Raw genomic sequence first — 26,588 nt, 5'->3', positions numbered from 1 at the left:
TACATGCTTAAGAAATTTTTAAATAAACCAGCTCTTTCATTAGACTATTCATATATAGAACGTTCTTTGACTAAAGAAGAACACTGGAAACACCCTTTTACCCTTTTGCTCCAAGAAGGAAATGTAAAGCTTAAAGAGGAGAATTTCTCTTCAAACAAGGATTCAATGTTTTTAGGGTTAAAGTTTGTACGGGGTATATCTGAGATAGTATTTAGATTTATTCAAGAGGATGTGATTTTAGTAGTTCTTTTTAAGAGAATAAAAAAGGAGTGTGGACTTAAAAGCTCTTTTTTAGATTTTGCATGGTTTTTGGATATGGTAGCAAAAAAAGAATCTCAACTTAACAGAATAATAGGTAAGGTACAGAAATTAAAAAAAGATGGTTATGGAGATATTTCAACGGAAAGAATGGTAAAGTTTTATTTAAAACATTTAAATGGTTCCATATGTGATGTTAAGGGAGAGCCTCTAGTTAATATAGGAAAACCAAAAGGTGTATGGTTATATTTGGATTTAAAAAATTATAAACCTTTGAAAAGGAGGAGAAAATGAAAGATGAAATTTTAGAAAAGGTAGAAGAGACAATAAAAAAAGGGGAAGAGTTAATATCTCAGGTTAATGCTAGATTAAAAGAATCAGAAGAATTTTATAATTCTCTAGGGATAAAAAGAGGAAAAGCAACAGAATTTCTAAATCGGCCTGATCTACCACCTGAAATGAAGAAAAAGATAGAGGAAGAGAGGGAGAAGTTTCAAAAAGAAGTGGAAGAAGAGATAGAAAGGGCCATTGCTCAGGCTGAACAAAGTCAGGGGACAAAATCAAAACTTATGGCAAAGGCTCATATGATGAGAATTTAATTTTAATCATAAAGAATAAAATAGGAGGAATAGCCATGGAAATAACCAGGATAGATGGTGGAATGTTTGTTATGGATGGTCAGACTTATGATCTGGGAACTCTCCTTATGGTAATTGGTTTTGAACGGGCAGAGAATATAGAAAATCAAATTACAGAACAGGCAAAACAGATGCAAATGAGGAATAAAGTTCTTGAAGGCCTTTCAAAGATCTTAGCAGAATGTAACTCTGCAGATGAAGGAATAGACATAAGGGATATAAAGTTGACAGATCCTGAGACAGGTAAGGAAATAAATGGAAAGGAGTTTATGGAAAAGTACGGACCATGGCCAATCCCAGGAGATGCGGGGAACGACGGAGATTGGGCAAAATCGACTAAGGAAACAGCTATACAATATATTAAATCTAAAATGGATTCCTTAAATTCTGAGTCCCAGCTGGATATGATAAGATTGCAGGGACTGATGAGTAAAAGGGACAATATCTATCAGTCCATTTCCAACCTAATGAAAACTGATCAAAAGAGTAAAGATAATGCTGTTGCCAATTTAAGATAAACAACGAGTTTTTGGAGGAATAGCCATGGAAATAACCAGGATAGATGGTGGAATGTTTGTCATGGATGGTCAGACCTATGATCTGGGAACCCTCCTTATGGTAATTGGTTTTGAACGGACAGAGAATATAGAAAATCAAATTATGGAACAGGCTGAGCAAATGAATAAAAGAAATAAAATCTTGGAAGGTCTTTCCAATATTTTAGCAACACTAAACAGTGCTTCAGAGGATAAAGTGATAGATATGAATAATTATGATACAGGAATACCAAAACCCGATGGGTCTGGCAATTATTCAGGTAAAGAATTGTGGAAAGAAGTGGGACTCCCTGATCTTAAAAGTGAAGAGAAATTTGGAGGTGTAGATTATTGCTGGGGAAAAGAGGAAAGACAAGAGGCCATAAGTCTTATCAAGGCTAAAATGGATTCCTTAAATTCTGAGTCCCAGCTGGATATGATAAGATTGCAGGGACTGATGAGTAAAAGGGACAATATCTATCAGTCCATTTCCAACCTAATGAAAACTGATCAAAAAAGCAAAGATAATGCTGTTTCTAATTTGAGGTAATTAAAACATATTTTTGGGAGGAAAAAATGACACAAACTCAAGAAAATATATCTAAAAAACTAGATGAATTAATGGACGAAATAGTTGATACTGTATTGAATACAGGCGGTAGAATGATGGATTTTTATGGTATTGGCGAAAAGGAAGCAGAAGCTCTTTATTCAGTGGCGTATAATATGTACAAAACAGGTCAATTTGAAAAGGCCTTAAAAGTTTTCAAAGTTTTGTGTTTTTTAAATCATATGGAACCAAAGTATTGGTTTTCTCTGGGGGCAACTCATCACAGATTAAAAAATTTAGATATGGCTGCAAGAGCTTATGCATATACCTCTATTTTAGACCCAGAAAATCCCACTCCAGCACTTCATGCTGCTGAATGTTTAATGGCCCTTGGAAGAAAAGATGAGGCAGAGGGTGCTCTTTTAACAGCCATTGAATTTTCACAAGAGGGGGGAAAATATCAAAAAGAAAGGGAAAGAGCAAAGATGCTTCTCGATATGTTAAAAAAAGAGGAGAAGAAAGATGAGTAAAATTGGTGGAGTTGGCGACAATATAAATGTTCCACCTCCTGTATTTTCAAATATAGATGAAGATTTAGATATAAATAAATTAACAGAATTTGTTCAAGATACCTTGATACTTCTTGGAAAAAATAAAGATCAGAGCGTGGACGGTGGTCAGGATACAGGGGGATATGGTCCACAACTTCCTCCTCCTGATTCTGATATAGATAGTGGTTCTTTAGCTACTCTTCTATTAAAGCTTCAAATGGATATTGAAGAGAAACAGTTAAAAGGCAGTAAGGAATTTCTCCAGGCCAAAAAAAAGGAGATGGAACAAAAAAATAAGGAAAGAATTGACAAGATCATGAAAGCTGCTGAAAAAGCAGAAAAAGCAGATAAAGCAGGGAAAATAGGTAAGATAATAGGTTACATTGGACTTGCCCTCACTGCAGTGGTAGCAGTTGCTGCTTGTGTGGCCACAGGTGGTTTGGCTGTGGGGCCTGTTGCCTGTCTTTTGTTTGCTGCCACCATGACTATTTTAGATGAAACAGGAGCCACGGGCAAAGTTTTAGAGGGCATGGCAAAAGTATTTGAAAAGATGGGTATGGGTAAGACTGCAGCGATGATAACTGCAGCAATTATATTCACTTTTGTAATGGTATATGCCAGCAAAAAGTTCCCTGGAGGAGCTGAAAAAATTGCAGGGAATTTTGTCAACAAATTGGGTAAGGGAAAGTTTGTATTAGAAGAAATAGGAAAAACAAAAGTAGTTATGACTGCTTCTGCTGCCCAGAAAGCCCGTCTTGCACAGGAAGCTGGAAATATTTCTAAGACAAGACTTATGGCCCAGCAATTAGGTGAGAGTGCAAAATTTATGGATGATATAGGTACTGTAGCTGGGGCAGGGGCTGGCACTGCTTCTTCTTATTATCAATATGAAGCATTGAATCTCAGGGCTGATGCCAAGGATATTCAAAAGTTCATAGCTGCCCTTCAGCAAAAAATGGATGATGAAAAGGATAGGATACAGGAAATTATTGATCAAATGCAGGCAAATGTGTCTATTGTGTTGAGTATTCTGAAATCTCAAGTAGAAACAAATGAAGTGGTTTCCAGACAAAGCATTTAAAATTAAGGAGGTAACATATGACTATACAAGGAGTTGGAGGGACACCACCAATTCAAAAATCATATATTGAATCTATAGAACAAACAAAGGATGTCTCTGGAAGTGGCATAATTGAGGGTGGAGGAGTATTGTCCATTGAGAATATAAAGGATGGAGAAATATTTGGTCCCCCACAACTTCCTCCCCCTGGCGAGTTTTCATCTGAAGATGCAAATAATATGATAAACAATCTTGAAAATATTGCCACAGATGATACTCTTAAAAACCTATATGAATTAACCTCAGTAATAAATAACATTGCAACAAATACAGGGGATCAAAATGTTGATAATCCTTTATTAGGGAGCTCATCTAATAGTGGTAATAATAAAGAGACTTCTACAGATTCAGGAACAGAGGGAGGATCCCATTTAAATCTGGACAAAGATTCCCTACTAGGAGATATAGAACAACTTCTCGTGTTAATGCAAAAATTATTTCAATCTCAGAAAAAAGCCGCAAGAGAATCAAGACATGCAGAATATCAACTCCAACAAAAAGAAATATCTGCTCAAGCAGATAAACTAAGAGAAGCTGCTTGGACAGTTCTTTCAATGGGTATTGCCTCTGCTGCCATGACTGTTGCCTTTTCAGGTATAGGCAGTGGAAAATCTGCCAAAGCCTTTAAAGCAACTAAACAGAATATCAAGCTCTCACACGATATAAATACTGTTCAAAGTTTTAAAAATTGTAAAAACAATATCATAAATTCACAAAACAAAATAGATAGCTTAAATACAAAAATAACACAAACTAAAAATTCCATAAATAATATAGAGGCAAATATAGAGGCAAATAAAACAAAAATGAAAAATGTGGATTCAAAATTGGAAAATATTAATAAAGAAATAGATTCTCTTCAGTCTAGAAAAGACAGTTTATCAGATGCAGAATTGAGAAAATTAAATGACTTGCAAAAACAAAAGACCAACTTAGAATCCAAAAAGAGTTCTTTGGAAGCTGAAAATAAAAAATTATCAGAACATAAAAAAGGACTTGAGGAAGAGCTAAACAATTATAACAATGAACTTCAAAATGCAAAACAAGACCTTGCCCGTGCTAAAGAGGATATGGGAAAACTGCTGGAGTCTTTATCAGATAAGGACATAGATACCATTGCTAAAACAGATGATGCAAAGCTAGCTAAAATGAAGGAAAAATCTCAAGAACTTTCTGCAATGGCAGAGGATTTATCAAGGGATGCAGATATAAAAAGGCTCATGGGACAGGTAATAGGACAGGTTCTGATGAGTTCAGGACAGGCTGGAAGTATGATGCAACAAGCAGACGCAACAGAGCATGAGGGGAAGGCAAAGTTGCACGAGCAAAGGGCACAGGATGAGACAGAATGGATGCAAAACATGAGGGATCTTATAAAAACAGCTCAGGATGCCCTTCGCATGATTCAACAGTCCCAGATAGATACAGAAAGAACAATTGCTAGTCACATGGTGTAAATTATGAATACAAGAGAAATAGTAAATAGTTGGTTGCAGGATATTGGAAAAAAATTAAACACACATTTATTTTTAGAAGATTCAGGGCTTTGTGTTTTAAATTGGAAAGATGATGTAGAAATAATAATTGAAGTGCCAGAGGAGGGGAACAGAATATATCTTTATTCTCCTCTTCTGGATTTATCTCGGTATGACGATAAAGAAAAACTATTTGAAATGGTTTTAAAATCAGGTTTTTTAGGAAAAGAGACTGGATGTGCAAGTTTTGGTATAGATGAGGGTAACAATTATTTAATGCTGTGGTATTCTTTTTTAGCTCCTACTGTAGATGTTATAGGCTTTGAGAATGTACTTGGTAATTTTATTTTAATGGCATATATCTGGAAAAAGAGACTTTTAGAAAAAGATTTCTCTTCTGAAAACAATACAGAAGAATTGGCTGATTTCAATTTAAAAGTTTAAGATAAGATAAAATAAAAATGTAAATAAAAAGGGAAAGATATATGTGCTGGTCCCCTGATACGATAAAAAGCACCACTATTTCATCTAATTCAAATATTAATGAAGTTAAAGATACAAAATCTTCAATATCTCAAACTATATCTCAAAAACCTCCTAAGGTTGCAGCCACCTCTCAATATGAAATAAATGAATACAATCCATCGCCAATTGATTTTACAGAAATAGACAATTCTTTACTTCAACGTATATCCTCTATGGGATATTCTGAACAAGATAAAAAATATGCGTTAGCGGCAAAGCATGTATCTGAATATGCAAAGAGATTTAGCGATATTCAAGATATGTTAATTGCTTCACCAAAAACTTTGGATAAATTGGATAGTTTCTTAAAAGAGATAGAAATTTTGAAAAAGCAAATAGCAGATGATTCTGTTTTAAATTGGGATGAAACAGGCAAAATTACTCCAGATGCCCAGGCGGCAATGACCTATGCTGAGGAAGTTGAAACAATTGTGAGACATTACAGGAATAAAATAACTGGGTTAGAAACTATCTATACTCAGCTCACTCAGGAAAATGTAGATATTGACACGATAAACAGTGAACTTGGAAAACTTAAAAAAAATATTGTAGATGATGAAGAACTTCAAAGAGAAAAAGGAGCTTATGCAAAAACTTTAAATCAAAAGGTTAATCAAGTAGAAAGAAGGTTAGAGGCTGCAGAAAATTATAAAGAATTTAGAAGGCAAATTTTAAAGATTAAGGAAGAAATCCAAGACCAAACTTATGAGTCTGTTTATAACTTAAAATCCTCATTAGAGATTGTAGAATACAATATATTAAATAATTCTCTTTTTACAGGTGAAAATAAAATTTTTGCTTCCAGATTAAAGGATCAACTAAAAGAAACAAAGGAAATTTTAGAGGAAAGAATAGAATTTTTAACAAATAAAGAAATGACTAAGATTTTAGGAAATAATCTGAAGGATTCAGTTTTAGAGAAATTGTTTATAAATGATCAACTTTCTTCTGAAGCTAAAGATGCTCTTAAGATATTCCTGAAAAAAGGTTACTTGCAAAATAAGTCTTTTTTAAAGAGATTAAATGATATTGTTGAAACAGGACATAGGTATTTCTTTGAAGAAGAGGGAAAGTACAATAGTATAAGAACAGAAGAAGAGATATTTCAAATTCAAAAAGAGGTGGCAGATTCACTTTTACCTGAAATTGCTAAAGGTAAGCCAGAATTTGTAGATTTTTTGCTTTATGGAGAACATTTAGATGATTTGGCACTTGAGATAAAACTGGAATTGAATAAAACCCTCCCAAAGGATTTAATTGTTTTAAAACATGAACTTGCAATAGCAAAAAGAGAATTTGCAAAACTTTTACGAAAAGAAGAAAAATCCTATAAAAATATATTAGCACGGCTCTTTCGTAAATTCAGAAAAGAACAAAAATTTACAGGTTCATTTTATCAAATCTCTTTTGATAACACTCTTGTAGATACTCTTATAAATGGCGATGGCTTTAATTATAAAAATATAGACTTAATGTTAGCAAAGGCATGTTTGCTCCAATATAAAGTAGATAAATTAGAAAATAAGGAAAAAGAGGGACTGGACAAGGAGACTCTCTCTAAACTGTTTTCAAAAATTGGGTTAAAAGGCGATGTTGAAGAAATAGAAAGACTTATAGAGCAACAATTTAGAAGTTTTGAAGATGCAAGGAAAACTATCTCTTCTATTTCCCAATTTGCTGCTGAATTACAAGAAGACAAAGAAGCAATTTTGGCTTTATACAAAGGTCTTTTGGGAAACAATACAGCATTTAAGGCTGGGGAAGTTCTGGACAAGATTATTAAAAATTACCTGGAGTTAGATAGTACAAATGCTTTTATTTTTACTGAATATCAAAATATGATTAGAGAGAGATATTTCTCAGCATATATAGAAAAAGCAAGAGAGTTCCTTCAACAAAGAACAAACATAACTATTTTATCTCCTAAGGAGTCAGAGTTACGAGAAATTGTAAAGGATTTAACCCCCCCCATAGATGAAAATAGAGAAGACAGGTTTAATTGTAGTCGTGCAGTTGTACAATTTTTTAAAAATTTGGAACAAAATAAAAATGTCCATGAACTAATTAAAGAGTTAAAAGAAATTGCCAAATATAGTCTTAGAAAGTTAAAACAACCTCGACTTTCCTCCTCAACCAGAAAAGAACTTAGGGAAAGAATAAAAAAAGTTGAGATATTATTACAGAAAAGAACAGATGTAGATGGAATAAATTTAATAAAAAATGAAATAGTACCCTATTTAGAATCTTATAATCTCAAAGAAAAAGCAGAGGCTATTTTACAACTTTATAAACTGGAAAATGCAAGAAAATATTTGGAGGAGACAGACACTAAAAGTTTTTTAACATCTGACATCAAGATTTTTGTTGATGCATGTATATTAAAGGATATTTTTGAATCTGGAGTACAAGATATTGCCTCTTATATCCCAAATCTGCAAAAAATTAAACAATGGGGTTTAAAATTTGGTTTTCTTATTGAGGAAGAAAGTAATGATGATTTGCGTTTTATCGGGATGGACCAGTCTTTTAAGACAATTATTGAAGAATATAAACAGGGAAACAAAATAGATAAGTTGCTTCAGACAATTCAGTTGAAAAAAGAAAGAGCTCAAGCAGAAGAAGTTATAGTAAGGGAGGCCCCTAAAAATGTTTTATTTGAAGATAAAGTATCTAACCTTTTTTCTACATTGGAAGATGGACAGAAATTAATCCTTTCCTTTGGCAAAAACATGGAGGTAAATTTAGATTCCACTTCGGTATCATCAGTTGATGTTGGACTTCAATTTAACATTGCAAAAGAAAATTCTGTTTCTGTTATAAAAGAAGGTGAAAATTTCATATTCCTTTTAAAAGGAGGAAAAAGTGTTGGAGGAACAGTAGAAGTTGGTGCGATTGTTGATGCTTTATCTGTAAGTGCAGGAATTAAAGGAGGTAGGGCCAAAGGAGTTAAAGTGATTTTTAATAGCAGCGATAGTGCAAAAAATTTCCTTATGCACCTTATAAATCCTTCTGAAAAACCAGCACCTATTCGTGAAGCGACAGAATTATTTTTTATTAAAGAAGTTTCGTTAGAAGGAGGAATTGGTGCCAATATTGGAGTGGATAAAGAAATATCAAATACTGGAATCGATGCCAATATTTCTGTTGAATTAGAAGCTATACAAACCCAATTATTTGAAGAAAATGCAAGGATGCAGACAAAAACTGTACAACATACTGTTTCTGTTACATTAGGTGGAGGTGTGGGAGTAAATGTAGGAGATGTAAGCTCAGGAATTGAAGAGGCAAAAGAATTTTCTTATCAGGTGACAATGGAGGAAATAAGATATCATGGAAGACTTACTCCTGCTACAAATTTTACGAAAAACTATGGTTCAGTTCAAAAGGTTTTAGATTTAGAAAGTAAGGGTCTAATTAAATTAAAAGATGAGACCAGGAAAATCTTAAAACAAATGGAGAAGGATATTCAAGAAATTAATTTAAGATGGAAATTAAAAGAAGATGTTTGTTTTAACATAAATGAGAAAGAACTATCCCAAAAGCAAGATGAGGCAAAGTCTTTACTGGAAGATTTAAGAAGTTTTTATCCAGCTGAGATAGAAATTATTTTTAAAAATAAAATTTCATCAATTGAAAATTCACATAATTTCAAGTATGTTTTGTGGACACATGAGGTAATTTTTGAGTCAGAAAAAACTATAACCTTTGATGTAAGCGAAGTTTAATAAAAAATGATTAGAAAAAAAATTTTTTTGATTGGAATTATCTTTTTGGTATTTTTATGTTATTTAAATGCAAGGGCTACAAAAATACCTTTTTTTAAAAAGCAGAAATATTTTTTTACATATAAGGAAGAAAATATTAAGCAAGTGCTCAGGGATTTTTGTTCTTTATATGGAATACCAGTGGTTATAAGCGAAAAGGTAAAAGGTCAGGTTAATGGAGTTTTTAAGGGTATATATCCCAAAAATTTTTTTGAGGATATTGCAAAAAGTTTTGGACTTATGTGGTATTTTGATGGATCTGTGTTGTATGTATATTCCAGTGAGGAGATAGAAAGCTGTCTTATTAGACTCAGATTTAAAAGTATTGATAGATTAAAAAATACTCTTAAGTCATTGAAGATCTATGATAATAGATTTCCATTAAGAGAAGGAGATAAAGATGGAATTGTTTTTGTATCAGGACCGCCTAAATATGTAGAATTAGTGATGCAAACTGCTCAACTTATTGATACTCCGCCCTCCTCTATTTCCAAGGAAGTTATTAAAATATTTCCTTTAAAGTATGCATGGGCTTCTGACCATACATTTAGTGTGGGAGATGAAGAAGTAACAGTCCCAGGAGTGGCAACTCTGTTAAAAGAAATATTGTCAGGTAAAGGAATAGAAAATTCTTCTATAAAAATAAAAAAACTATCTCAAAAATTAAAAGGACTTAAAGGGGAAGGACTGGCAGCAAAGTATAAGAAAAGTAAAGGTGAATTTTCTAATCGTTCTAACTCGGTAGAAGATAAAGAGAGTTCTGATAATTCTTCTCAAGAAAAGGCTTTGTCTATATCTTCAAGAGTTGTTGCTGATACTAGATTAAATGCAGTGATAATAAGAGACGTGGAACAAAGAATGCCTTTATATAAGGAACTTATTTCTCTTTTAGATGTACCTTCTGGTTTGGTTCAGATAAAGGCAATAATTGTAGATGTGTCTACTGACAGTTTGAAAGAATTGGGCTTGAATTGGTCGGGTAAAGGAACTATTAGAGATGGAAAATACACAATAGAAGGGGGATTTAATAGCAATGAAGGATTTACTCCTGGAACAGAAGGGCTTACAACTGGAGATGGGTTTAATTTGGCAACAACTATTAGTTTAGGGACTGGACAATACATACTCAGTAGATTAAGGGCATTGGAACAAAAGGGAAATGCAAGGATAATTTCCAGACCTTCTTTACTTACCATTAATAACGTGCAAGCTGTGATTGAACAGACCCAGACTTTTTACACCAAAGTAGCTGGGCAGGAGGAGGTAGATTTATATGATGTCACTGCGGGGTTGGTGCTTAAAGTTACCCCTCACATCGTAAAAACAGACAAAGGAGAAAGGATTAAACTAATTGTAGATATAGAAGACGGGACTATCTCCGATACTGAGACAGTGGATTCTTTGCCAGTGGTGCCCAAAAGTACTATCCATACACAGGCAGTTGTGAGCCAGGATCAATTTTTAATGCTTGGAGGATATATTTATGATTTTAAAACAAAAAATAAAAAGAAAGTACCTGTTTTAGGAAGTATTCCTTTATTGGGGTATTTGTTTAGGTATTCAGTGGAAAATACTACAAATCGAGAAAGAATTTTTTTAATAAATTGTAAAATAGTTAAATCCTCTAAGGAGATAGGAGTAGTAGGTGAGGAATTTGATAAAATAAAAAAGTATTTAAATGAAAAAAAATATGCAGGCCACTAATAAGGTATTAAAATTCAAAATTCTTTCAGGACTTCATGTAGGAGCTGAGGTAGCTTTACCTTCAGGGGAGTACATTGTTGGTTCAGATATGGATTGTGATATAGTATTAAATGAAGAAGATGTAGCTCCTTTTCATTTTAAATTGGGGATAAAAGAAGATTGTATAGAGATAGTTCCAAAAGACGGAGAAATTTATGTACAAGGGGAAAAGATTGAAAACAATGCACAATCTTTAAATTTATTAGAGCCTTTTAAAGTTGGGAAATGTATATGTTGCATTGGGAAAATAGACGAAGAAAATTGGCCAGATCCATTTGAAAGCCTGCAATTCCATGAAAATTTATTGGAGAAAGGAGAACAAAAATTAGAACAAGAACAGGGCAAAAAAGAAAATGTAGATGATAATCAAAAAAAACTAGAAAGTCAATATAGTGAATATACAGAGAAAAAGACAGAGGAAGCATCTTATTCAAATTTAAAAAAAACAATTTTTGCATTGGGAATTATAATATTTTTATTTTTTTTGGGAATGCCTTATTTTTTGTCTTCAACTCCAGAATATGTGAAAAAGAATGGCAAAAAAGAAACTTTGGAGGAATTTCTAAAAAAATATAAAGTTGCCAATTTAAGAATCGAAAAAGGCTTATATGGAACAAAGATAATAGGTGTTGTCAATGATATAAATAAAAAGATGGAGCTTACCTCTCAAATAAAATCTAAATTTCCCGATATTATTGTAAATATCATGTCGAAAGACGAAATCTTTATGGCAATTAGAAATATTCTTGAAAGTTATCATGCAAAGGGTATAACTTTTGATGTTAAAGAAGATGGCATACTATTATTAGATGGTTTTGCTCCATCACAGCTAATTGTTAATAAAATAATTAAAGCCATAAACCAAGATATGGATAATATATTAAAAATAAAAAATAATGTCTTAATTGGCGATGAATTAAAACCCAAAATATTGCAAACTTTTTTGACACATAGAATAAAAGGCAAAATAAATTTGCAATTTAATCCTCTAGGGATTGAAATAATAGCCTTGATATCGAAAGAAAATAATTTTAAATTTAAAAAAGTCATGGACTTTTTGAAAAAAAAATATGCAAATAGATTAAAGCTTGTTTCAAAAGTAAATTATTTGGAAGATAGAATTAAGTTTGATGTAAAAGGGGTTTATATTGGCACAGTAAAATATTTGGTGTGGGCTGATGGGAAAAAATATTTTGAAGGCTCTACGTTGCCCTCTGGTTTTGTTTTAAAAAAAATAGATTTTAATAGGATAGAATTGGAAAAGGGAGCTATGAATTTATTTATATCTATGGGAGGAAATTAAATGGAAAGCCAAGAACAAATATCAATGGTGGAGCTGGAGGATAAATTGAGGATGGATCAAAATGGTACTATAAAAAAAGAAATAGCGTCTAAATTAGAGGGGTTTCTTTTTCAATTAAAAGGTGAGATGGATAAGGGCTTATCTCCAGATGAATTTTTGAAAGCAGAAACAATAAAAAAAGGTATAGAATATGCAATAGAAATTATAAACAAGTTTTAAAAATATATGCGGGAGGTGTTTTATGACTTTAAATCTTGATAACATCTACAATAAATTAGGCGAAGCAACAACATCCATTGAAGATGAGATTGCACAGCATCTGGAAACAATGGATTCTTCTAATACAACTGATGTGCTTAAACTTCAACAACTAATGCAAAAATGGTCTATAGCCACTCAAGTGCAAAGTAACACTTTGAAAACTATTGGTGAAGGAATAAAGAGTACAGTTCAAAATATTAGATAAGGCATGATTTAAAATTAGTTTATTTAAATGGTAAGGTGTAGAGAAGAGAGGTAAAATGTATGATAGAGGTGCCAACAGAAATAGTGAAGCTTTTAATGGAAATAGGTTATCTTGCAGTAGGCCAAGGGTTATTTAAGGAGTCAAGAGCGATTTTTGAGGCCGTAAAGAGTGCTAGAGAAGGTAGTGAATATCCATTGATTGGACTTGCTGTATGTGAGTTAAATGCAGGACAATATGATATTGCCCTTAAATTATTAGAAGACGCTGAAAATTTAAATTCAGAAAATTATTTAATCAAAAGTTTTAAGGGTCTTACCTATAAACTCATGGGTGAAAATTCTAAAGCAAGGAAAGTTTTAGACGATGTTATCTCTAATACAGAAGAGAAGGAAGCTCTTAATATGGCCCATGCCTTATTAAAGGAAATTTCTTAAAAAGGGGATAAAAAATGAGTGAAGGAGTTCAACAGATAGGTCAAAAGATAGCGGAGCAGTTTCAAAGGGAAACATCAGAATTAAATGCAAAAATTGATCATGTTGATGAAGATGTTGTATCTCAATTTGAACAGGCAATGAATGAAAATAAGGTAAATACAAAAGAGGAGGGGTCTGTTTCTGGTAACATCCAGGAAACTCAAAATATAGAACAGGAAGGACTTGGTGATCAAATTCTAAAAGGCATTGAAAAATTGAAACAAAGTCATGAGCAACAAATAGAAAAGGTGAATCAATTGGTAGAAAATAGTGATGACCAGCCAATGAGTGTTCAAGAAGCCTTAAGACTTCAGTTTGAATTAATGCAACTATCTCAAGAACAGGAGCTGGTGTCAAAGGGGGCCGATAAGAGCTCTCAAGCTGTTCAAACAATGTTTAGAAATCAGTAATGTGGTTGGGAATGGTGAAGAAAAAAATATATTTTTTAATATGTTGTCTGTTTTGTCTTTTTTTGTCTGCATGTAAAGTAGAATTATATTCTGGTTTAAGCGAAAAGGAAGTCAATGAAATGATGGGCGTGTTACTCGCTCATGGGATTTCATGTGACAAGCTCCCTGAAAAAGAAAATAAATGGACACTGAGAGTTGATGACTCTTCAATTTCAATGGCCTTAGAGTTATTGAAAGCAGAAGGGCTTCCCAAAGAAAAATTTGTTACCATTGGAGAGATGTTTCAAAAAAAAGGATTGGTTTCCTCTCCCCTAGAGGAGCGAGTTAGATATATCTATGCCTTATCCCAAGAACTTTCTCAAACTATATCTCTAATAGATGAAGTAGTTGTAGCTAAAGTTCATATTGTACTCCCAGAGAATGATCCTTTTCACGAAAAAGTAAAACCGTCTTCTGCTTCTGTTTTTATTAAGTGCAAAAAAGGAACAGATATAGGTATTCTTATACCTAAAATTAAAAGACTTATATTAAACAGTATAGAAGGATTAACATATGATAAGATAACTGTTGTTCCTTTTATCAGTAATTATTCACCAAATTTTTATAAAATTAAGTTAGTAAATCTTTTTGGCGTAAAAATGACACTTGATTCTAAACAACGATTTTATTTTATTTTATCTATTTTTATTGTAATAATATTGGGTCTTTTAGGAGCACTTTTATTTGTCATTTTCCAAGATAAGCTAAGGAAAAAAGATGAATTCAGTACAAAAGAATCTTCTGAATAATAGAGAACAGTTTCTTCAGTTATATAGATTTAACTATAACATCCTGGATTATGCTAAAAAGGAAATAGTGGAAGAATTTTTTCCAAATTGTCCAATAGAAATATTATATAAAAATAAATACACTAAAAAAGTCTTTTCCAAAATGTTACTAAAAAAAATGGATTTAGAAGGTAAAGAATATTGGGATATTGAAAACGTGCTTACAAAAATCGCTTTATTGGAACAAAGTGTAATATTTCAATTAATAAGATTAATGGGGGCTGCTGTTTTCCATTTAGAAATTAGAAAGGAAATAAAAAGGGAGCGAGTTAAGAATATACTTGAGTCACTGGGAAAAACTACTTATTTTTTTGCCATAAAAAGAGCCTCTTTTTTTATTAAAGAAGATGACCCTTTAAGAACTTATCTGGTTAATATTGTTGGAAAAGAAACTGAATTCAATATTCTATTAATTGGATTGGAAATTTTAAATATGGCCTTTTGGCAGGAAGACATTGGGCTAACAAAGAGATTGTGGTTAAAAATAGGCCATTCTTTTAAACCAAAGGAAAGTGAATTTAAAGAAAGGGCCACTAAATTTGTAAAAAGAATTCTAACCCATGAGGTTTTAAATGGATGCTTAATATATGCAGGTTAAAAAACAATTCCCTTGTTGTAAATAAACAAATAATAAAAAATAAGGAATACCTTTTATATTTAGAAGGAAAAGAAATAATAGAAGTTGCTAAGCAAGAGGCAGAAAGAATAGTAGAAGAAGCAAAGAAACTTTATGAGCAGGAAAAGGAAAGAGGGTACAGAGAGGGGCTTGAAGAGGGAAAAATGCAAATGGCTGAGCAAATGATGGAAATGATGACCAGGTCAATTAATTTCTTTTCTTCTGTGGAAGAGAAAATGGTAAATATAGTAATGCAGGCAGTGGAGAAGATTTTGGGAGAGATTAATGAGGAAGAGCTTGTGATAAGGGTGGTAAAAAATGCACTTGCAGCGGCTAGGGGGGAAAAAAAGGTTACAGTGAGGGTAGCATTGGATAAAGTTGAGGTTGTAAAGAAAAAAATTAATGAAATTATAGCTCAATTTCCGGTTATATCCTTTATAGATGTGGTTCCTGACCAGAGAGTAAAAGGGGCTGGGTGTATTTTAGAGAGCGAAATAGGTATTATAGACGCAAATATAGATGTACAATTAAAGGCAATAGAGAGCGCACTTAAAAAGAATTTTTAACTATAATTTTTAATTAAATTATGATAACTAGTTTAGAATATATTACCTCCCTCATGGAAGAGGCTGTTGAAACTGTTAATCCTCTTAGAATTCGAGGTAGAGTGATTCAAGTAGTAGGTACTATAATTAAAGCTGTAGTTCCCACAGTGAAGATTGGAGAAATATGTATTCTAAAAAACCCCTGGGAAAAATGGGAACTTCATGCAGAAGTGGTTGGCTTTTCAAAAGATGCTGCTCTGCTTACACCCCTTGGCTCACTCATGGGAGTGTCCTCTTCCACTGAGGTTTATCCAACAGGAAAAATCCACATGGTAGGAGTTGGAGAATCGCTTAGAGGAAGAGTATTAAATGGACTAGGACAACCAATGGATGAAGCAGAAAAAGGCCCCTTTGAGCCGGAGAGTTATTATCCTGTATATGCAGATCCTCCAGATCCTCTTAAAAGAAAAATTATATCCAAACCTTTGCCTCTGGGACTCAGGGTAATAGATGGACTTTTGACCTGTGGAGAAGGGCAACGAATGGGGATATTTGCTGCTGCTGGAGTTGGAAAAAGTACATTGCTTTCTTGTCTGGTAAAGGGAGCAGAAGTAGATATTACCGTACTAGCTCTAATTGGTGAAAGAGGGAGAGAAGTACGTGAATTTATTGAAAAGGATTTAGGCCCAGAGGGCATGAAAAAATCGGTTGTGGTGGTATCTACTTCTGATAGGACATCCATGGAAAGACTCAAAGCCGCTTATGTGGCCACAGCTATTGCTGAATATTTTAGAGATAAAGGAAAAAAGGTATTACTTCTTATGGATTCTGTAACTAGATTTGCAAGGGCACAAAGAGAGATAGGACTAGCAGCAGGAGAACCCCCTACCAGAAGAGGATTCCCCCCTTCAGTGTTTTCTACCTTACCTCTTTTGATGGAGAGAGCTGGTATGTCTGATAAAGGCTCCATAACAGCTCTTTATACAGTACTAGTGGAAGGCGATGATATGACGGAACCTGTTGCAGATGAAACCAGATCTATTTTGGATGGCCATATAATTTTATCTAGAGAACTTGCTGCTGCTAATCACTATCCAGCTATAGATGTGCTTCAAAGTGTAAGCAGGGTAATGGGAGCGATTGTGGATGCAGAACATAAAAAGGCTGCTTCTAAATTCAGGTCTTTGTTAGCTAAATACAAAGAAGTAGAACTTCTTGTAAAACTTGGAGAATATTCCAAAGGATCTGATAAAGAGGCAGATGAGGCGTTATCCAAAATTGATGCCATGAATAGTTTTTTAAAACAGGGACTTGAAGAAATATCTCCTTTTGAAGAAACCATTAATAAATTGAAAGAAGTAGTGGGTCCATGAAATATGTTTTAGAGGATCTGTTACTTCTCAGAGAAAGGCGTGTTGATGCTGCCAGGGCGGATGTGAAAATAAAAGAAAAAAAATTACAAGAAGCAAGAGATCTTATAAAAAAAAAGAAAGAAGAATTGGCAAATTATATTAAGTGGAGAAGAGATACAGAAGATAATTTATATGAACAAATAAAAAATCAGTTGGTATCTCAAGCAGATTTAGATGATTTGAGAAGAACGATATCAATTCTTAGAGAAAGAGAATATGCTTATATTAAAGCTATTGAAAATGCAAAAAAAGAGGAAAAACAAAGAATAAAAGAGCTAGAAGAGGCTAGAAATACCTTGAAAGATGCTATTAAGAATTGTGAGAAAATAAAAGAACATAAACAAATATGGTTAAAAGAAAAATTAAAAGAGTTGGAAAGAATACAAGATTTGGAAATGGAAGAGTTTAAAACAAAAAAAATAGAGTTAGAGGAAGAGAATGTTTATTAAAAAAAAGTCTCTATTAATTGATTCCCAAAATATAGCTAAAGACTTAGAAAAGATACTTTCTTTAGATAAAGATGGTGATATAGAGAAGTTTGTAGATAAGTTCAATGAACTTTTTAATAAAAAAAATATTAATTCCAAAAATGCTACAGAAACAAAAAAGTCAATTCAAAAAGAAAAAGAAATAGATATTGATACTTCTAAAAAACAAGAGACATTTAAAAAAGTTGAAGGAATACTTAAAACATCTTTGCAAAATTCGTCAAAAGAAACAGAAGATAAAAATAACACTTCTTTTATTTCTTTAGGAGATGAAATTTTAAAAGGAATGACTTCTTCCCAAAACAACTACATAAATACCTCATCTGAAATTGGAGACAGTAAATCAATATCAAATTTAACCTCAAAAGAAATAGCTTCATTTATTTCCTCTGTGGCAAATAGAATACTGGTATCAACAAATAATGTTGAGGGCTCAGCAGAAGCGAGAATCTCTTTAAAAGATAATATACTTCCAGAAACAGAAGTAAAAATATTACGAGATAACGATAAGCTAACAGTTGAATTTATAACATTTTCTCAAAAATCTGAAGAGTTACTTATATCTAATAAAGAACTCTTAGAGGGTCATTTAAAAGAAAATTTTAAACCTACAAATATTAGTGTAACTATTAATTTTATAAAAAATGACTCCTTTTCTTCCAACTCAGATGGTAGAAGTAGAGGACAGAGACATGTCTATGAAGAAATGGAGAAAAGAGAAGAATGATACGGCCGTTACTAATTGATTCTATTTCATCCTTGGCGAGAGACATCTACAATTTAGTCTATTCAAAGAAATTTAGAACAGACATTTCTTTGTTAGAAGAAAAAGTAGTCGTTCACTTTAATTATAAAGCGTCATTAAAGCCTCCCTATTGGTTTTTATCTTCAAAGACAAAATTTGGTGAAATTTTTATTGTGATCGATGGAAACATACTAAGTATTATAAATCAGTATTATGGAATTGATATATCTGTCTTAGACACAGAGATAAAATTGGGATTGTTTAAAGCATTGTGGGAAGAGTTGAAAAAAAATATCCAGTTAGATTTTTTAGTTGAGCTTTATACAATAGAGTTTATGGAAGATATTTCTGACTTATTAAAAAAATGCCATATAAATTTTGTGTTGGAATTTCTTTCTGGATTAAATGTGTGTGGAGTAATTGGTGGATCGGAAATAGTTATATCTCAATTGTTGTCTGAATTGACTTCTAAAATGAAAGTTGAGAGAGAAGATATACTGTTAACATATCCATGTTATATGATAGTTTTGGTGGGAAAGACTAATATAAATATAGGTGATCTTGCATCTCTGGAACAAGATGATATTGTCTTGTTAGAAAAATTTTATCCTAGAGATAATAAGGTATTTATTAAGACAGGACCTTTTCTTTTTGAATGTGAATTAGATAACCAAAAGATAATAGTTAGTGATATTGTAAAGGAGGTGCAAATGTCTGATGATGCTGTTGAAAACAAAAAAATAGACATTAATGAAATACCAATAACCCTTACTTTTTCAGTGGGAAAGATAGAGATAAGTTTTGGAGAATTAAAAAATATTCAGCCTGGGTATGTATTTAATTTAGATAAGTCAATGGGTTCTTATATTGAAATTCTGGCAAATGGCAAAATGTTAGGAACTGGAGAGTTGGTTGAAATAGATGGCAGAGTTGGTGTTAGATTGAAGGAATTTAATTCTACTTCTTTTTTAAATGAGTCTAAAGAAAATTCAAAAGATTGAAGATAGAAGAAAATGCATGGTATAAATTTCCCTGATCCATTTGTAATAATAGTTGTTTTGGTGGGATTAAGTCTGGCTCCTTTTGTAGCCATTATGATTACTTCTTTTGTAAAGTTAGTAGTAGTTTTGTCATTAATTAGAAATGCTTTAGGAATACAACAGATTCCTCCAAATATAGTAATAAATGGATTGGCTATAATTTTAACAATGTATATCATGTATCCTGTAGTTTTGGATTCATATTATGCAGTTAAAGCAAGTGATATTTCTTTAAAAAACATAAAATCATTTCAATTAGCGATGAATAATGCAAAAATTCCTATAAAAAAATTTTTGTTAAAACACTCAAAAAAAAGAGAAAGACTTTTTTTTAAAAAATCAGCAAAAGTCTTATGGCCTAAAGAAGCATATTCAAAAATTAAAGATGATGATATTCTGATTTTACTTCCATCTTTTATTGTGAGTGAATTAACTTCAGCTTTTCAAATTGGTTTTTTGATATATTTACCTTTTATTGTAATAGACATAGTGATTTCTAACATATTATTAGCAATGGGAATGATGATGGTTTCTCCTATGACAATTTCTCTTCCTTTTAAACTTTTATTATTTGTACTTATAGATGGATGGACAAGGCTCATTCATGGACTTGTTTTAACTTATAGATAAAATTATATTAATTGCATCAAGACTAATATATAGTATTGTTATATTATGAATGAGATAGAGATAATACATTTAACTATAAAAGGTGTTACACTTATTTTAATTCTTTCTCTCCCTGCTATTATTGTAGCATCTATTTTAGGCTTTTTAGTTAGCCTTATACAGGCTTTAACTCAGATTCAAGATCAGACTATATCATTTGGGGTAAAACTTATAGGAGTTGTAATTACTTTAATAGTTACAGCAAAATGGGTTGGACAAGAAATTTTTATATATGCTCAAAATATTTTTGATAAATTTCCATACCTATTGAAGTAAATGGGATAAATGTTAGACTCAATAATAGAGCAATTAAAACATTTTGTTCTAATAATAGCATTTACCACTCCAAGGCTTATAACGATTTTTACAATCCTACCCTTTTTTGGTAAAATATTACAGGGCTTTGTTAGAAACAGCATAGTATTTTGTCTCGCCTTATTTTTATATCCTACTGTAAAATCTTCGTTTACAACTTATACCACAGGATCTTATGTTTTTACTTTAACTATAATCTTTAAAGAAGTGTTAGTTGGGGTAATTATTGGTTTTTTTGTTGGGATTATTTTTTGGGCAATTGAGGGTATTGGTTTTGTAATAGATAATCAACGTGGTTCTTCAATGGCTACGGTATTTGATCCTCTTTCTGGAGAACAAACTTCAGTATTTGGAAGTTTATTCATTCAGTTTATTACAGTATTGTTTTTTACTTCTGGAGGTTTTTTGTATTTATTAAAGGGTATATTTTTATCATATAAATGGTGGCCAGTTTTTTCTGTGTTTCCTAGAATTGGAGCGCAATGGAGTACCTTTTTTTTGAAGGAAGTTGACATGTTGATGAAAATGATAGTACTTTTTTCTGCTCCAATTTTAATTGTTATTTTTTTTACAGATTTTGGATTGGGACTAATCAACAGATTTGCTCCTCAATTAAATGTGTTTTTTTTGTCCATGCCAATAAAAAGTGGTATTGCCTGTTTCTTGTTGATATTGTATATGGGGATGCTATGGAGATATTTAAGACCTGAGCTTTTAAACTTTGACAACGTCCTTAAATTTTTAAAAACAGTATTAATAAATGAGTGAAAAAACAGAACAACCTACACCTAAAAGACTGAGAGATGCCAGGAAAAAGGGACAGGTAGCCAAAAGTAGAGAAGTAACTTCCACTGCGGTTATTGTAGGACTTTTTGGATATATAATTTGTGGTGGATCTATTATTTTGCACACATTTAAGGAATTAATTTTATTGCCTTCTCAGTATTATAGAGTTGAGTTTAATGAAGGTTTAAAAAATTTATTTAATGGAGTGATTTATAAGTTGATCTTTTTATTATTTCCAATAGCCATTTTGGCTATGGTTACAGCAATTGCTGCTAGTTTTTTTCAGATAGGGTTTCTTTTTGTATTTGAACCAATAAAGCCTGATTTAAAGAAGTTAAATCCAGCTCAAAGTATAAAGAAGATTTTTTCCAAAGACAATTTAATAGAACTTATTAAGTCCATTGTAAAGGTATCCTTTTTGGGATTTCTCATATATGTTCTCATAAAAAATTCTATTAATGCGCTTTTGCATATTCCATATCTAGGTTTAGAAAGTGTTTTTTTAATTTTAGAAGATATTTTTAAAAAACTTATATATATTTCTTCAAGTGTGTTTATCGTCATTTCAGCATTTGATTATTATTGGCAAAAAAAGCAACATATTAAAAAGCTTATGATGACAAAAGATGAAGTAAAAAGAGAATATAAAGAAATGGAGGGTGATCCTCAGATAAAAAGTAAAAGGCGTCAGTTGCATAGGGAGATGATCATGAATAGTACCATTGAAAGGACTAGAAAAGCTACAGTACTAATAACCAATCCCACAAGGCGTGCTGTGGCTTTATATTATGAGAAGAGTAAAAGTAAATTGCCAGTGGTTTTAGCCAAGGGTGAAAATTTAATAGCCAAAAAAATGATTGAAGTAGCAAAGGAAGAAGGTATTCCTATTATGCAGAATATTCCTCTGGCACATGCACTATATGAGCATGTTGAGATTGACAAATATATACCTTCTGATCTTATTGAACCAGTAGTAGAAGTGTTAAAATGGGTAGAACAGCTTAAAAACAATGATTAGTTAATAAAAATTATATATTTTAAAAAGGGGTAAATAAATGGATATAAACGTTACTAGAGAAGAAGGTGAAAAGATTATTATAATGGTTAAGGGAAAAATAAATGCCGTAACAGCTCCAGAATTTGAAAAGCAAATTTTATCTTATATAACAAATGGAAAAATCAAAATAATTTTAGAATTCTCCCAAGTAGATTATATATCCAGCGCAGGTTTAAGGAGCATTCTTATAATAACAAAAACATTGATGGGACAAGGTGGTAAATTAGTACTTTCATCCCTTAAAAAAGATGTAAAAGAAATATTTGAAATTTCAGGATTTACAAATTTTATTCCTATAACTGAATCCTTAGAAGAGGCAGAAAAAAAGATTATTTAAAAGATAGAAAAACAGGTGGGAATAAACATGTCTTTAAAAGTTTTTCCAGCAACCCTTGAGTCTTTATTGGACATCAAGGAATATATTTTGTGCCAAATTGAAGATATGGAAGTTGATGAAAATAAAAAAATGAAAATAATACTAGCAGTTGAGGAACTTATAGTTAATATAGTAAACTATTCAAACATGAAAAAACCTGAAATAGCTATAGAAGTAAAAAAAAAGTTGTATAAGTTAATTATAAAAATAATTGACGAGGGAAAACCATTCAATCCTTTGGAGGTAGAAGATCCCGACATCTCTCTTAGTCCAGAGGAAAGAAAAATAGGTGGTCTGGGGATTTTTTTGGTTAAGCAAGTTGTAGATGAAATTTATTATAAAAGAGAAGAAAATAAAAATTGTGTATTACTTGTTTTTAATCTTACTTCTCCATCTTCTAATGGTTCTAAATAAGAATAACTTAGTTTTGTTTATGTTTTCTGTTTTTGTTCGACTTTTTTACTGATCTAATATCTTCTTAATTACAATTGTTTTATAAACCTTTGAACGATGTCATGCTCCATCAGTTTCATAATCTCTGCTTCTGCTTGGTTAAATAAATCCACCGGTGGATTTTCTTTAGATTTTTCATAATTTTCAAGAAGAGATTTTCTTGTCGCAGAAGATAGATTGATTTCTTTTTCAGAACCTGGCTTGATAAAAGTATCTACTATTTCTTTTGCAATTTTGGCTAGTTCTTTAGAGGAAGCTGATTTATATTCCTGGAGTGCTAGCCAGAATTTTGGATTTTCATCAGAATAGTCTTTTTCAGTAAATTCAATAAATTTTGCCCGGCCCACAGGTGATTTCAGAATTGAAACCGGATCCTTAGGATCGTATACGCTTTCAAAGCCAAGGTCTTGGAGAGTTTTACATATATTTTTAGGTAGTTGTTTCACATTGTTAATAGTTAGATGTAATTCTCTAGCTGATTCAATATCGTCTCTGGAAAATCCGAGATTTTCCCCAACTACGTTTTGAAGTGCCTTAAATAGGTCTTCTAGTGATCTAGCTAAGGCTCCATCATTTGCATTGCTGGAGGCAATGGTGTCGTGAATAGCAAAAAGGTATTCTAGTACTTCGATGTTTTCCCGTGAGGTTAAAGTATTATAGATTTTGTTCAAGGTTGCATTGTCAAATCCACCTGTTTTAATTGCAATTTCAAACATATTTGAAGTGAATAAGAGCAGCTCATCTGCTCCAGCTTCCTTGCCTTGAGCATGTAGTTTATTGAGGTATTTATCTGTAAGAGAAGTTGTTTCTCTTAAAAGTTTTCCCAAATTAGCAAGGAGATTTTGTGGAGTAGGGTTATCAGACACTGATTTAATAAATGTTACTGCATTATCTTTCGATTGCCAGACTAGATCAAGATATTCTGAGCTTTTTACTCCTTCATTTTTTATTATGATGTCAGTTAATACATTGTTTTCCTTTTCGTTTTTGGCTAACTGATTGATTTTTTCCAGCAACTTTACCTTTGTATCCAAGAAATTTCTAATCTCTTTTGTAGCGATCTCTTTTGCCTCTTTAATGGAGACAGGTTTTTTATCGTTCATACTCGCCCAATTTATTTTCTGTCTGATGGTTCGTTTAAGTCGATTTGTGGCCATGTTATCGAGGGAAAAATTCACTCCAAATTCATCCTGTACCTTAGCAAAAACCGAACCAAAACAATTTGGTTCTCCATGGATATCAGCTTCTGAAAACATGAATTTAAGATGTTCTTTCATTCCTCTGATTAAGGCTTTATGTTTTTCCCCTTCCTCAATTATTGATTTTATTTTCCTGGAAGTGAGCGGCTTTCCTCTTTGAGGATTTAATCTGTTTTCAATCATATTACCAAAAGAATCGCCGTATTCTTCCTTAAGAGCATTTACAAAAGCGTACATAACCTTTTGATTATCATCTCTAAAGGTTCCTATATTTGCCTTCCACTTAAGCCACGAAACAACTTTTCCCAGAAATTTATTGCCAGAACTTTTCAATTTGCCTTCCCCATCTATTTTAATTGCATATCCCTGGGTGGAGGCAATTTTGAATGCATTGATATTTAATGGGGACATATTATTCCTCCATGTTTTTTATTTATTTGTTTCGTTAGACTTTAATACCTCTAGTAATTTCACTAGTATCCTGTAAGGGAGGTGTATCTCCCAAATCAAATTTATCTATTTTTTCTGACCAGAGTTCTACTGTATTCACGAAGTTTTCTACAATGTTGGTAAATTTGTTAAGATTAAGCACAGAAGTGCTAATCTGATAACTCAAAAGTACAAAATTGCCTTGTTTTGATATCCCCAGTGATGCACCGTTGGTTTGAGAAAATAAGAAATTTGCCTGAAGCAACATTTCGTAAAAGTTTTCTCTATTGGAAGATGGTATTTCCCCAACATTGGCATAAAAATACAGTATATCACCTTCGTTAGTCATCTCTAAATTGATGACAAAGTCATCAAAGAAGAGACAACAGTAGTTATTATCATCAAAAGAAAGATCTTCAATACCAAGATTTTTGCCAAAATCATTTAATAACGAGTTTATTTGTTCTCTGTTCATGGTAATAGCTCCTCCCTCCTTTTCTATTTGTTTTATTGTTTCTGTTATATGTGTAATTGTCCCCAAAAATTAAGACAAATTTTTAAGAAAAATAGAGTTAATCATGTTAACTTTATATAGTTTTTTCACTTCGGGCTTTGACAATCTTTTTCTGATCTGGTGACCAGTCAGATCCTGGCTTTAAGGTTATACTGAAGAAAAAGTAACTTTAATATTTTAAGCCGCTTTCTTATAATGTACTTTATAATATTCTCGTTCAAATTCCTCAGGGATTTTATATCCAAGAGCTGAATGTACATATAGTTTATTATAGTCTTTTTCTATCCAGTTTGATATAGTCTCAGATGCTTTAAGTTAACGAAGTAAATTCATTTATCCAGATTACTTCTTCCTTGTTTAAAGCATCTAACCAATCATCTGGTTTGCTGGTTAAAGAAATACTGTATCCAACTATTTTTTTGGTGTACCAATCTAAAACTACTACAAGATATACCCAACCTAGCCCATTTATTATAAATTTAGTCATATCAATATCTCAAATATTATTAGGTCCATAGGCCTTGGGTTTACTTTTTGGTGTCCTTTTAGCTTTATATTATTTTCGTTTTATAAGTAAATTATACATTGTAAACCTTTTTTCTGTTTACATTTATATTTTCTCTATATTTAAGCCAGTATTAATCGTCTATATCCCCAAAAAGGTTGATTGGTTTTTATCTCTTTGATTTTATTTACTAAATATTCCTTACTTTTCTTTTTGGGGCGACGTATTTTTTTATGTGAATAATAAATGCTTCTGGATATCCCCATAACGTAACATGCATCTTTAACAGAAAAAATCTATTTTTACCAGTTGTGATACAGCCTCTATTTTCCCTTGATAAGTTCCTCGTTTTTTTAGTATCTTAATGTATCCTATTGGTAATTTTCTCATTTTATTCTCCCTAAGACTATAATCATTGATACATAAATACATTTTGAACATTGAACCTATTGAACGTCCATATACACAAGCTCCCATCCAAAATATATCAATATAACCTTGACAATCTTTTTATTTTTTTCTTTTGTCCAATATGTTATCATCTCATCTGCTTCACTTTCTTTTAATTGTAGCTCTGCCTGTTTTTTAAAATTTTCTATTAATTTCTCTATATTTTTACTTTCCTTTCTAGGAATGTATTTAAGCTCTATGAGCCCCACATATTCAACATATTCATTTTTTGGCAGCAGTACTATATCTGCAAATTTTTTATTTAACTCAGGCTCACTAAGTACACGATAATAAGAACATAGATTTAAATACACAAGATGTAGCATTTTAACTGTTTGCTCGCCCTTTAT

32 protein-coding genes are annotated in these 26,588 nt (G+C 32.0%); 28 read left to right on the top strand and 4 right to left on the bottom strand.

Annotation, left to right across the window (positions count from 1 at the left end):
- Positions 1-3: 3 nt before the first annotated feature.
- Genes ACY2V1_RS01895 through ACY2V1_RS01760 form a run of 28 tightly spaced genes read left to right on the top strand, consistent with a single transcriptional unit; the run spans position 4 to position 23,102 of the window.
- Entirely contained in the window at positions 4-552 is a 549-nt protein-coding gene (locus ACY2V1_RS01895; RefSeq protein WP_461833102.1) for a hypothetical protein, read from the top strand.
- Complete coding sequence (locus tag ACY2V1_RS01890; RefSeq protein ID WP_461833101.1) at positions 549-857, top strand: hypothetical protein; 309 nt, start codon at positions 549-551, stop codon at positions 855-857. The genes ACY2V1_RS01895 and ACY2V1_RS01890 overlap by 4 nt, the downstream gene beginning before the upstream one ends.
- A gap of 35 nt (positions 858-892) precedes the next feature.
- A complete protein-coding gene (locus tag ACY2V1_RS01885) occupies positions 893-1,414 on the top strand; it encodes a hypothetical protein (protein ID WP_461833100.1) in 522 nt (173 codons plus the stop codon).
- Between the two features lie 25 nt (positions 1,415-1,439).
- Positions 1,440-1,982 (top strand): hypothetical protein, encoded by a 543-nt coding sequence (locus ACY2V1_RS01880; RefSeq protein WP_461833099.1) that lies wholly within the window; start codon positions 1,440-1,442, stop codon positions 1,980-1,982.
- Positions 1,983-2,008: 26 nt separating this feature from the next.
- Complete coding sequence (locus ACY2V1_RS01875) at positions 2,009-2,512, top strand: SycD/LcrH family type III secretion system chaperone (RefSeq protein ID WP_461833098.1); 504 nt, start codon at positions 2,009-2,011, stop codon at positions 2,510-2,512.
- On the top strand, positions 2,505-3,614 hold the full coding sequence (gene sctE / locus ACY2V1_RS01870; protein WP_461833097.1) for a type III secretion system translocon subunit SseC family protein: 1,110 nt from the start codon (positions 2,505-2,507) through the stop codon (positions 3,612-3,614). The genes ACY2V1_RS01875 and sctE overlap by 8 nt, the downstream gene beginning before the upstream one ends.
- A gap of 17 nt (positions 3,615-3,631) precedes the next feature.
- Positions 3,632-5,110: a CT398-like coiled coil hairpin domain-containing protein gene (locus ACY2V1_RS01865; protein ID WP_461833096.1), complete on the top strand. Its 1,479-nt coding sequence runs from the start codon at positions 3,632-3,634 to the stop codon at positions 5,108-5,110.
- 3 nt (positions 5,111-5,113) lie between these two features.
- A complete protein-coding gene (locus ACY2V1_RS01860) occupies positions 5,114-5,572 on the top strand; it encodes a CesT family type III secretion system chaperone (RefSeq protein ID WP_461833095.1) in 459 nt (152 codons plus the stop codon).
- 41 nt (positions 5,573-5,613) lie between these two features.
- A complete protein-coding gene (locus ACY2V1_RS01855) occupies positions 5,614-9,378 on the top strand; it encodes a hypothetical protein (protein WP_461833094.1) in 3,765 nt (1,254 codons plus the stop codon).
- 6 nt (positions 9,379-9,384) lie between these two features.
- A complete protein-coding gene (gene sctC, locus ACY2V1_RS01850; RefSeq protein ID WP_461833093.1) occupies positions 9,385-11,121 on the top strand; it encodes a type III secretion system outer membrane ring subunit SctC in 1,737 nt (578 codons plus the stop codon).
- Entirely contained in the window at positions 11,096-12,463 is a 1,368-nt protein-coding gene (locus tag ACY2V1_RS01845) for an FHA domain-containing protein (protein WP_461833092.1), read from the top strand. Before sctC ends, ACY2V1_RS01845 begins: the two co-directional genes overlap by 26 nt.
- Positions 12,464-12,682 carry an EscE/YscE/SsaE family type III secretion system needle protein co-chaperone gene (locus ACY2V1_RS01840; RefSeq protein WP_461833091.1) on the top strand — a complete coding sequence of 73 codons (219 nt, stop codon included), beginning with the start codon at positions 12,464-12,466 and terminating at the stop codon, positions 12,680-12,682.
- Positions 12,683-12,704: 22 nt separating this feature from the next.
- Positions 12,705-12,929 carry an EscF/YscF/HrpA family type III secretion system needle major subunit gene (locus ACY2V1_RS01835; RefSeq protein WP_461833090.1) on the top strand — a complete coding sequence of 75 codons (225 nt, stop codon included), beginning with the start codon at positions 12,705-12,707 and terminating at the stop codon, positions 12,927-12,929.
- A gap of 59 nt (positions 12,930-12,988) precedes the next feature.
- Entirely contained in the window at positions 12,989-13,363 is a 375-nt protein-coding gene (locus tag ACY2V1_RS01830; protein WP_461833089.1) for a tetratricopeptide repeat protein, read from the top strand.
- Positions 13,364-13,377: 14 nt separating this feature from the next.
- Positions 13,378-13,812, top strand: coding sequence for an EscF/YscF/HrpA family type III secretion system needle major subunit (locus ACY2V1_RS01825; RefSeq protein WP_461833088.1), 435 nt, complete (start codon positions 13,378-13,380; stop codon positions 13,810-13,812).
- An 11-nt stretch (positions 13,813-13,823) separates the two neighbouring features.
- Complete coding sequence (gene sctJ, locus ACY2V1_RS01820; RefSeq protein ID WP_461833087.1) at positions 13,824-14,600, top strand: type III secretion system inner membrane ring lipoprotein SctJ; 777 nt, start codon at positions 13,824-13,826, stop codon at positions 14,598-14,600.
- On the top strand, positions 14,569-15,237 hold the full coding sequence (locus ACY2V1_RS01815; protein ID WP_461833086.1) for a SctK family type III secretion system sorting platform protein: 669 nt from the start codon (positions 14,569-14,571) through the stop codon (positions 15,235-15,237). Before sctJ ends, ACY2V1_RS01815 begins: the two co-directional genes overlap by 32 nt.
- Complete coding sequence (locus ACY2V1_RS01810; protein WP_461833085.1) at positions 15,216-15,821, top strand: HrpE/YscL family type III secretion apparatus protein; 606 nt, start codon at positions 15,216-15,218, stop codon at positions 15,819-15,821. The genes ACY2V1_RS01815 and ACY2V1_RS01810 overlap by 22 nt, the downstream gene beginning before the upstream one ends.
- Positions 15,822-15,841: 20 nt before the next feature.
- Entirely contained in the window at positions 15,842-17,173 is a 1,332-nt protein-coding gene (sctN, locus tag ACY2V1_RS01805) for a type III secretion system ATPase SctN (RefSeq protein ID WP_461833084.1), read from the top strand.
- A complete protein-coding gene (gene sctO / locus ACY2V1_RS01800) occupies positions 17,170-17,661 on the top strand; it encodes a type III secretion system stalk subunit SctO (protein WP_461833083.1) in 492 nt (163 codons plus the stop codon). Before sctN ends, sctO begins: the two co-directional genes overlap by 4 nt.
- Positions 17,651-18,427, top strand: coding sequence for a type III secretion HpaP family protein (locus ACY2V1_RS01795; RefSeq protein ID WP_461833082.1), 777 nt, complete (start codon positions 17,651-17,653; stop codon positions 18,425-18,427). The genes sctO and ACY2V1_RS01795 overlap by 11 nt, the downstream gene beginning before the upstream one ends.
- Positions 18,424-19,446, top strand: coding sequence for a FliM/FliN family flagellar motor switch protein (locus ACY2V1_RS01790; RefSeq protein WP_461833081.1), 1,023 nt, complete (start codon positions 18,424-18,426; stop codon positions 19,444-19,446). Before ACY2V1_RS01795 ends, ACY2V1_RS01790 begins: the two co-directional genes overlap by 4 nt.
- A 12-nt stretch (positions 19,447-19,458) precedes the next feature.
- Positions 19,459-20,115, top strand: coding sequence for a type III secretion system export apparatus subunit SctR (sctR, locus tag ACY2V1_RS01785; protein ID WP_461833080.1), 657 nt, complete (start codon positions 19,459-19,461; stop codon positions 20,113-20,115).
- 45 nt (positions 20,116-20,160) lie between these two features.
- Positions 20,161-20,430 carry a type III secretion system export apparatus subunit SctS gene (sctS, locus tag ACY2V1_RS01780; protein ID WP_461833079.1) on the top strand — a complete coding sequence of 90 codons (270 nt, stop codon included), beginning with the start codon at positions 20,161-20,163 and terminating at the stop codon, positions 20,428-20,430.
- Between the two features lie 9 nt (positions 20,431-20,439).
- On the top strand, positions 20,440-21,237 hold the full coding sequence (gene sctT, locus ACY2V1_RS01775) for a type III secretion system export apparatus subunit SctT (protein ID WP_461833078.1): 798 nt from the start codon (positions 20,440-20,442) through the stop codon (positions 21,235-21,237).
- Positions 21,230-22,273 carry a type III secretion system export apparatus subunit SctU gene (sctU, locus tag ACY2V1_RS01770; RefSeq protein ID WP_461833077.1) on the top strand — a complete coding sequence of 348 codons (1,044 nt, stop codon included), beginning with the start codon at positions 21,230-21,232 and terminating at the stop codon, positions 22,271-22,273. Before sctT ends, sctU begins: the two co-directional genes overlap by 8 nt.
- A gap of 37 nt (positions 22,274-22,310) precedes the next feature.
- On the top strand, positions 22,311-22,649 hold the full coding sequence (locus tag ACY2V1_RS01765; protein ID WP_461833076.1) for an STAS domain-containing protein: 339 nt from the start codon (positions 22,311-22,313) through the stop codon (positions 22,647-22,649).
- 27 nt (positions 22,650-22,676) lie between these two features.
- Positions 22,677-23,102 carry an ATP-binding protein gene (locus tag ACY2V1_RS01760; RefSeq protein WP_461833075.1) on the top strand — a complete coding sequence of 142 codons (426 nt, stop codon included), beginning with the start codon at positions 22,677-22,679 and terminating at the stop codon, positions 23,100-23,102.
- 68 nt (positions 23,103-23,170) lie between these two features.
- Here ACY2V1_RS01760 and ACY2V1_RS01755 read toward each other — a convergent pair whose 3' ends face one another.
- The 4 genes from ACY2V1_RS01755 to ACY2V1_RS01740 form a co-directional block, all read right to left on the bottom strand.
- Positions 23,171-24,751 carry a regulator of G-protein signaling domain-containing protein gene (locus tag ACY2V1_RS01755; RefSeq protein ID WP_461833074.1) on the bottom strand — a complete coding sequence of 527 codons (1,581 nt, stop codon included), beginning with the start codon at positions 24,749-24,751 and terminating at the stop codon, positions 23,171-23,173.
- Positions 24,752-24,785: 34 nt separating this feature from the next.
- Positions 24,786-25,244, bottom strand: coding sequence for a type III secretion system chaperone (locus ACY2V1_RS01750; RefSeq protein WP_461833073.1), 459 nt, complete (start codon positions 25,242-25,244; stop codon positions 24,786-24,788).
- A 349-nt stretch (positions 25,245-25,593) separates the two neighbouring features.
- Positions 25,594-25,770: a hypothetical protein gene (locus ACY2V1_RS01745; RefSeq protein ID WP_461833072.1), complete on the bottom strand. Its 177-nt coding sequence runs from the start codon at positions 25,768-25,770 to the stop codon at positions 25,594-25,596.
- A gap of 464 nt (positions 25,771-26,234) precedes the next feature.
- Positions 26,235-26,588: PD-(D/E)XK nuclease domain-containing protein (locus tag ACY2V1_RS01740; RefSeq protein ID WP_461833071.1), on the bottom strand; the 354-nt coding region annotated here is incomplete at its 5' end.

The sequence above is a fragment of the Desulfothermus sp. genome (assembly GCF_053993635.1).
This window is presented reverse-complemented; position numbering and strand designations above follow the sequence as displayed.

Bases quoted from the DNA above. Each gene is read 5' to 3' on its own strand.
- sctO (WP_461833083.1), top strand. From the start codon at position 17,170: ATGAAATATGTTTTAGAGGATCTGTTACTTCTCAGAGAAAGGCGTGTT.
- ACY2V1_RS01750 (WP_461833073.1), bottom strand. From the start codon at position 25,244: ATGAACAGAGAACAAATAAACTCGTTATTAAATGATTTTGGCAAAAAT.
- ACY2V1_RS01790 (WP_461833081.1), top strand. From the start codon at position 18,424: ATGATACGGCCGTTACTAATTGATTCTATTTCATCCTTGGCGAGAGAC.
- ACY2V1_RS01890 (WP_461833101.1), top strand. From the start codon at position 549: ATGAAAGATGAAATTTTAGAAAAGGTAGAAGAGACAATAAAAAAAGGG.
- ACY2V1_RS01810 (WP_461833085.1), top strand. From the start codon at position 15,216: ATGCTTAATATATGCAGGTTAAAAAACAATTCCCTTGTTGTAAATAAA.
- sctU (WP_461833077.1), top strand. From the start codon at position 21,230: ATGAGTGAAAAAACAGAACAACCTACACCTAAAAGACTGAGAGATGCC.
- sctE (WP_461833097.1), top strand. From the start codon at position 2,505: ATGAGTAAAATTGGTGGAGTTGGCGACAATATAAATGTTCCACCTCCT.
- ACY2V1_RS01845 (WP_461833092.1), top strand. From the start codon at position 11,096: ATGAAAAAAAATATGCAGGCCACTAATAAGGTATTAAAATTCAAAATT.
- ACY2V1_RS01765 (WP_461833076.1), top strand. From the start codon at position 22,311: ATGGATATAAACGTTACTAGAGAAGAAGGTGAAAAGATTATTATAATG.
- ACY2V1_RS01830 (WP_461833089.1), top strand. From the start codon at position 12,989: ATGATAGAGGTGCCAACAGAAATAGTGAAGCTTTTAATGGAAATAGGT.
- ACY2V1_RS01855 (WP_461833094.1), top strand. From the start codon at position 5,614: ATGTGCTGGTCCCCTGATACGATAAAAAGCACCACTATTTCATCTAAT.
- sctN (WP_461833084.1), top strand. From the start codon at position 15,842: ATGATAACTAGTTTAGAATATATTACCTCCCTCATGGAAGAGGCTGTT.
- ACY2V1_RS01745 (WP_461833072.1), bottom strand. From the start codon at position 25,770: ATGACTAAATTTATAATAAATGGGCTAGGTTGGGTATATCTTGTAGTA.
- ACY2V1_RS01755 (WP_461833074.1), bottom strand. From the start codon at position 24,751: ATGTCCCCATTAAATATCAATGCATTCAAAATTGCCTCCACCCAGGGA.
- ACY2V1_RS01865 (WP_461833096.1), top strand. From the start codon at position 3,632: ATGACTATACAAGGAGTTGGAGGGACACCACCAATTCAAAAATCATAT.
- ACY2V1_RS01860 (WP_461833095.1), top strand. From the start codon at position 5,114: ATGAATACAAGAGAAATAGTAAATAGTTGGTTGCAGGATATTGGAAAA.
- ACY2V1_RS01795 (WP_461833082.1), top strand. From the start codon at position 17,651: ATGTTTATTAAAAAAAAGTCTCTATTAATTGATTCCCAAAATATAGCT.
- ACY2V1_RS01840 (WP_461833091.1), top strand. From the start codon at position 12,464: ATGGAAAGCCAAGAACAAATATCAATGGTGGAGCTGGAGGATAAATTG.
- sctT (WP_461833078.1), top strand. From the start codon at position 20,440: ATGTTAGACTCAATAATAGAGCAATTAAAACATTTTGTTCTAATAATA.
- sctJ (WP_461833087.1), top strand. From the start codon at position 13,824: ATGGTGAAGAAAAAAATATATTTTTTAATATGTTGTCTGTTTTGTCTT.
- sctR (WP_461833080.1), top strand. From the start codon at position 19,459: ATGCATGGTATAAATTTCCCTGATCCATTTGTAATAATAGTTGTTTTG.
- ACY2V1_RS01835 (WP_461833090.1), top strand. From the start codon at position 12,705: ATGACTTTAAATCTTGATAACATCTACAATAAATTAGGCGAAGCAACA.
- sctS (WP_461833079.1), top strand. From the start codon at position 20,161: ATGAATGAGATAGAGATAATACATTTAACTATAAAAGGTGTTACACTT.
- ACY2V1_RS01815 (WP_461833086.1), top strand. From the start codon at position 14,569: ATGAATTCAGTACAAAAGAATCTTCTGAATAATAGAGAACAGTTTCTT.
- sctC (WP_461833093.1), top strand. From the start codon at position 9,385: ATGATTAGAAAAAAAATTTTTTTGATTGGAATTATCTTTTTGGTATTT.
- ACY2V1_RS01825 (WP_461833088.1), top strand. From the start codon at position 13,378: ATGAGTGAAGGAGTTCAACAGATAGGTCAAAAGATAGCGGAGCAGTTT.
- ACY2V1_RS01885 (WP_461833100.1), top strand. From the start codon at position 893: ATGGAAATAACCAGGATAGATGGTGGAATGTTTGTTATGGATGGTCAG.
- ACY2V1_RS01895 (WP_461833102.1), top strand. From the start codon at position 4: ATGCTTAAGAAATTTTTAAATAAACCAGCTCTTTCATTAGACTATTCA.
- ACY2V1_RS01760 (WP_461833075.1), top strand. From the start codon at position 22,677: ATGTCTTTAAAAGTTTTTCCAGCAACCCTTGAGTCTTTATTGGACATC.
- ACY2V1_RS01875 (WP_461833098.1), top strand. From the start codon at position 2,009: ATGACACAAACTCAAGAAAATATATCTAAAAAACTAGATGAATTAATG.
- ACY2V1_RS01880 (WP_461833099.1), top strand. From the start codon at position 1,440: ATGGAAATAACCAGGATAGATGGTGGAATGTTTGTCATGGATGGTCAG.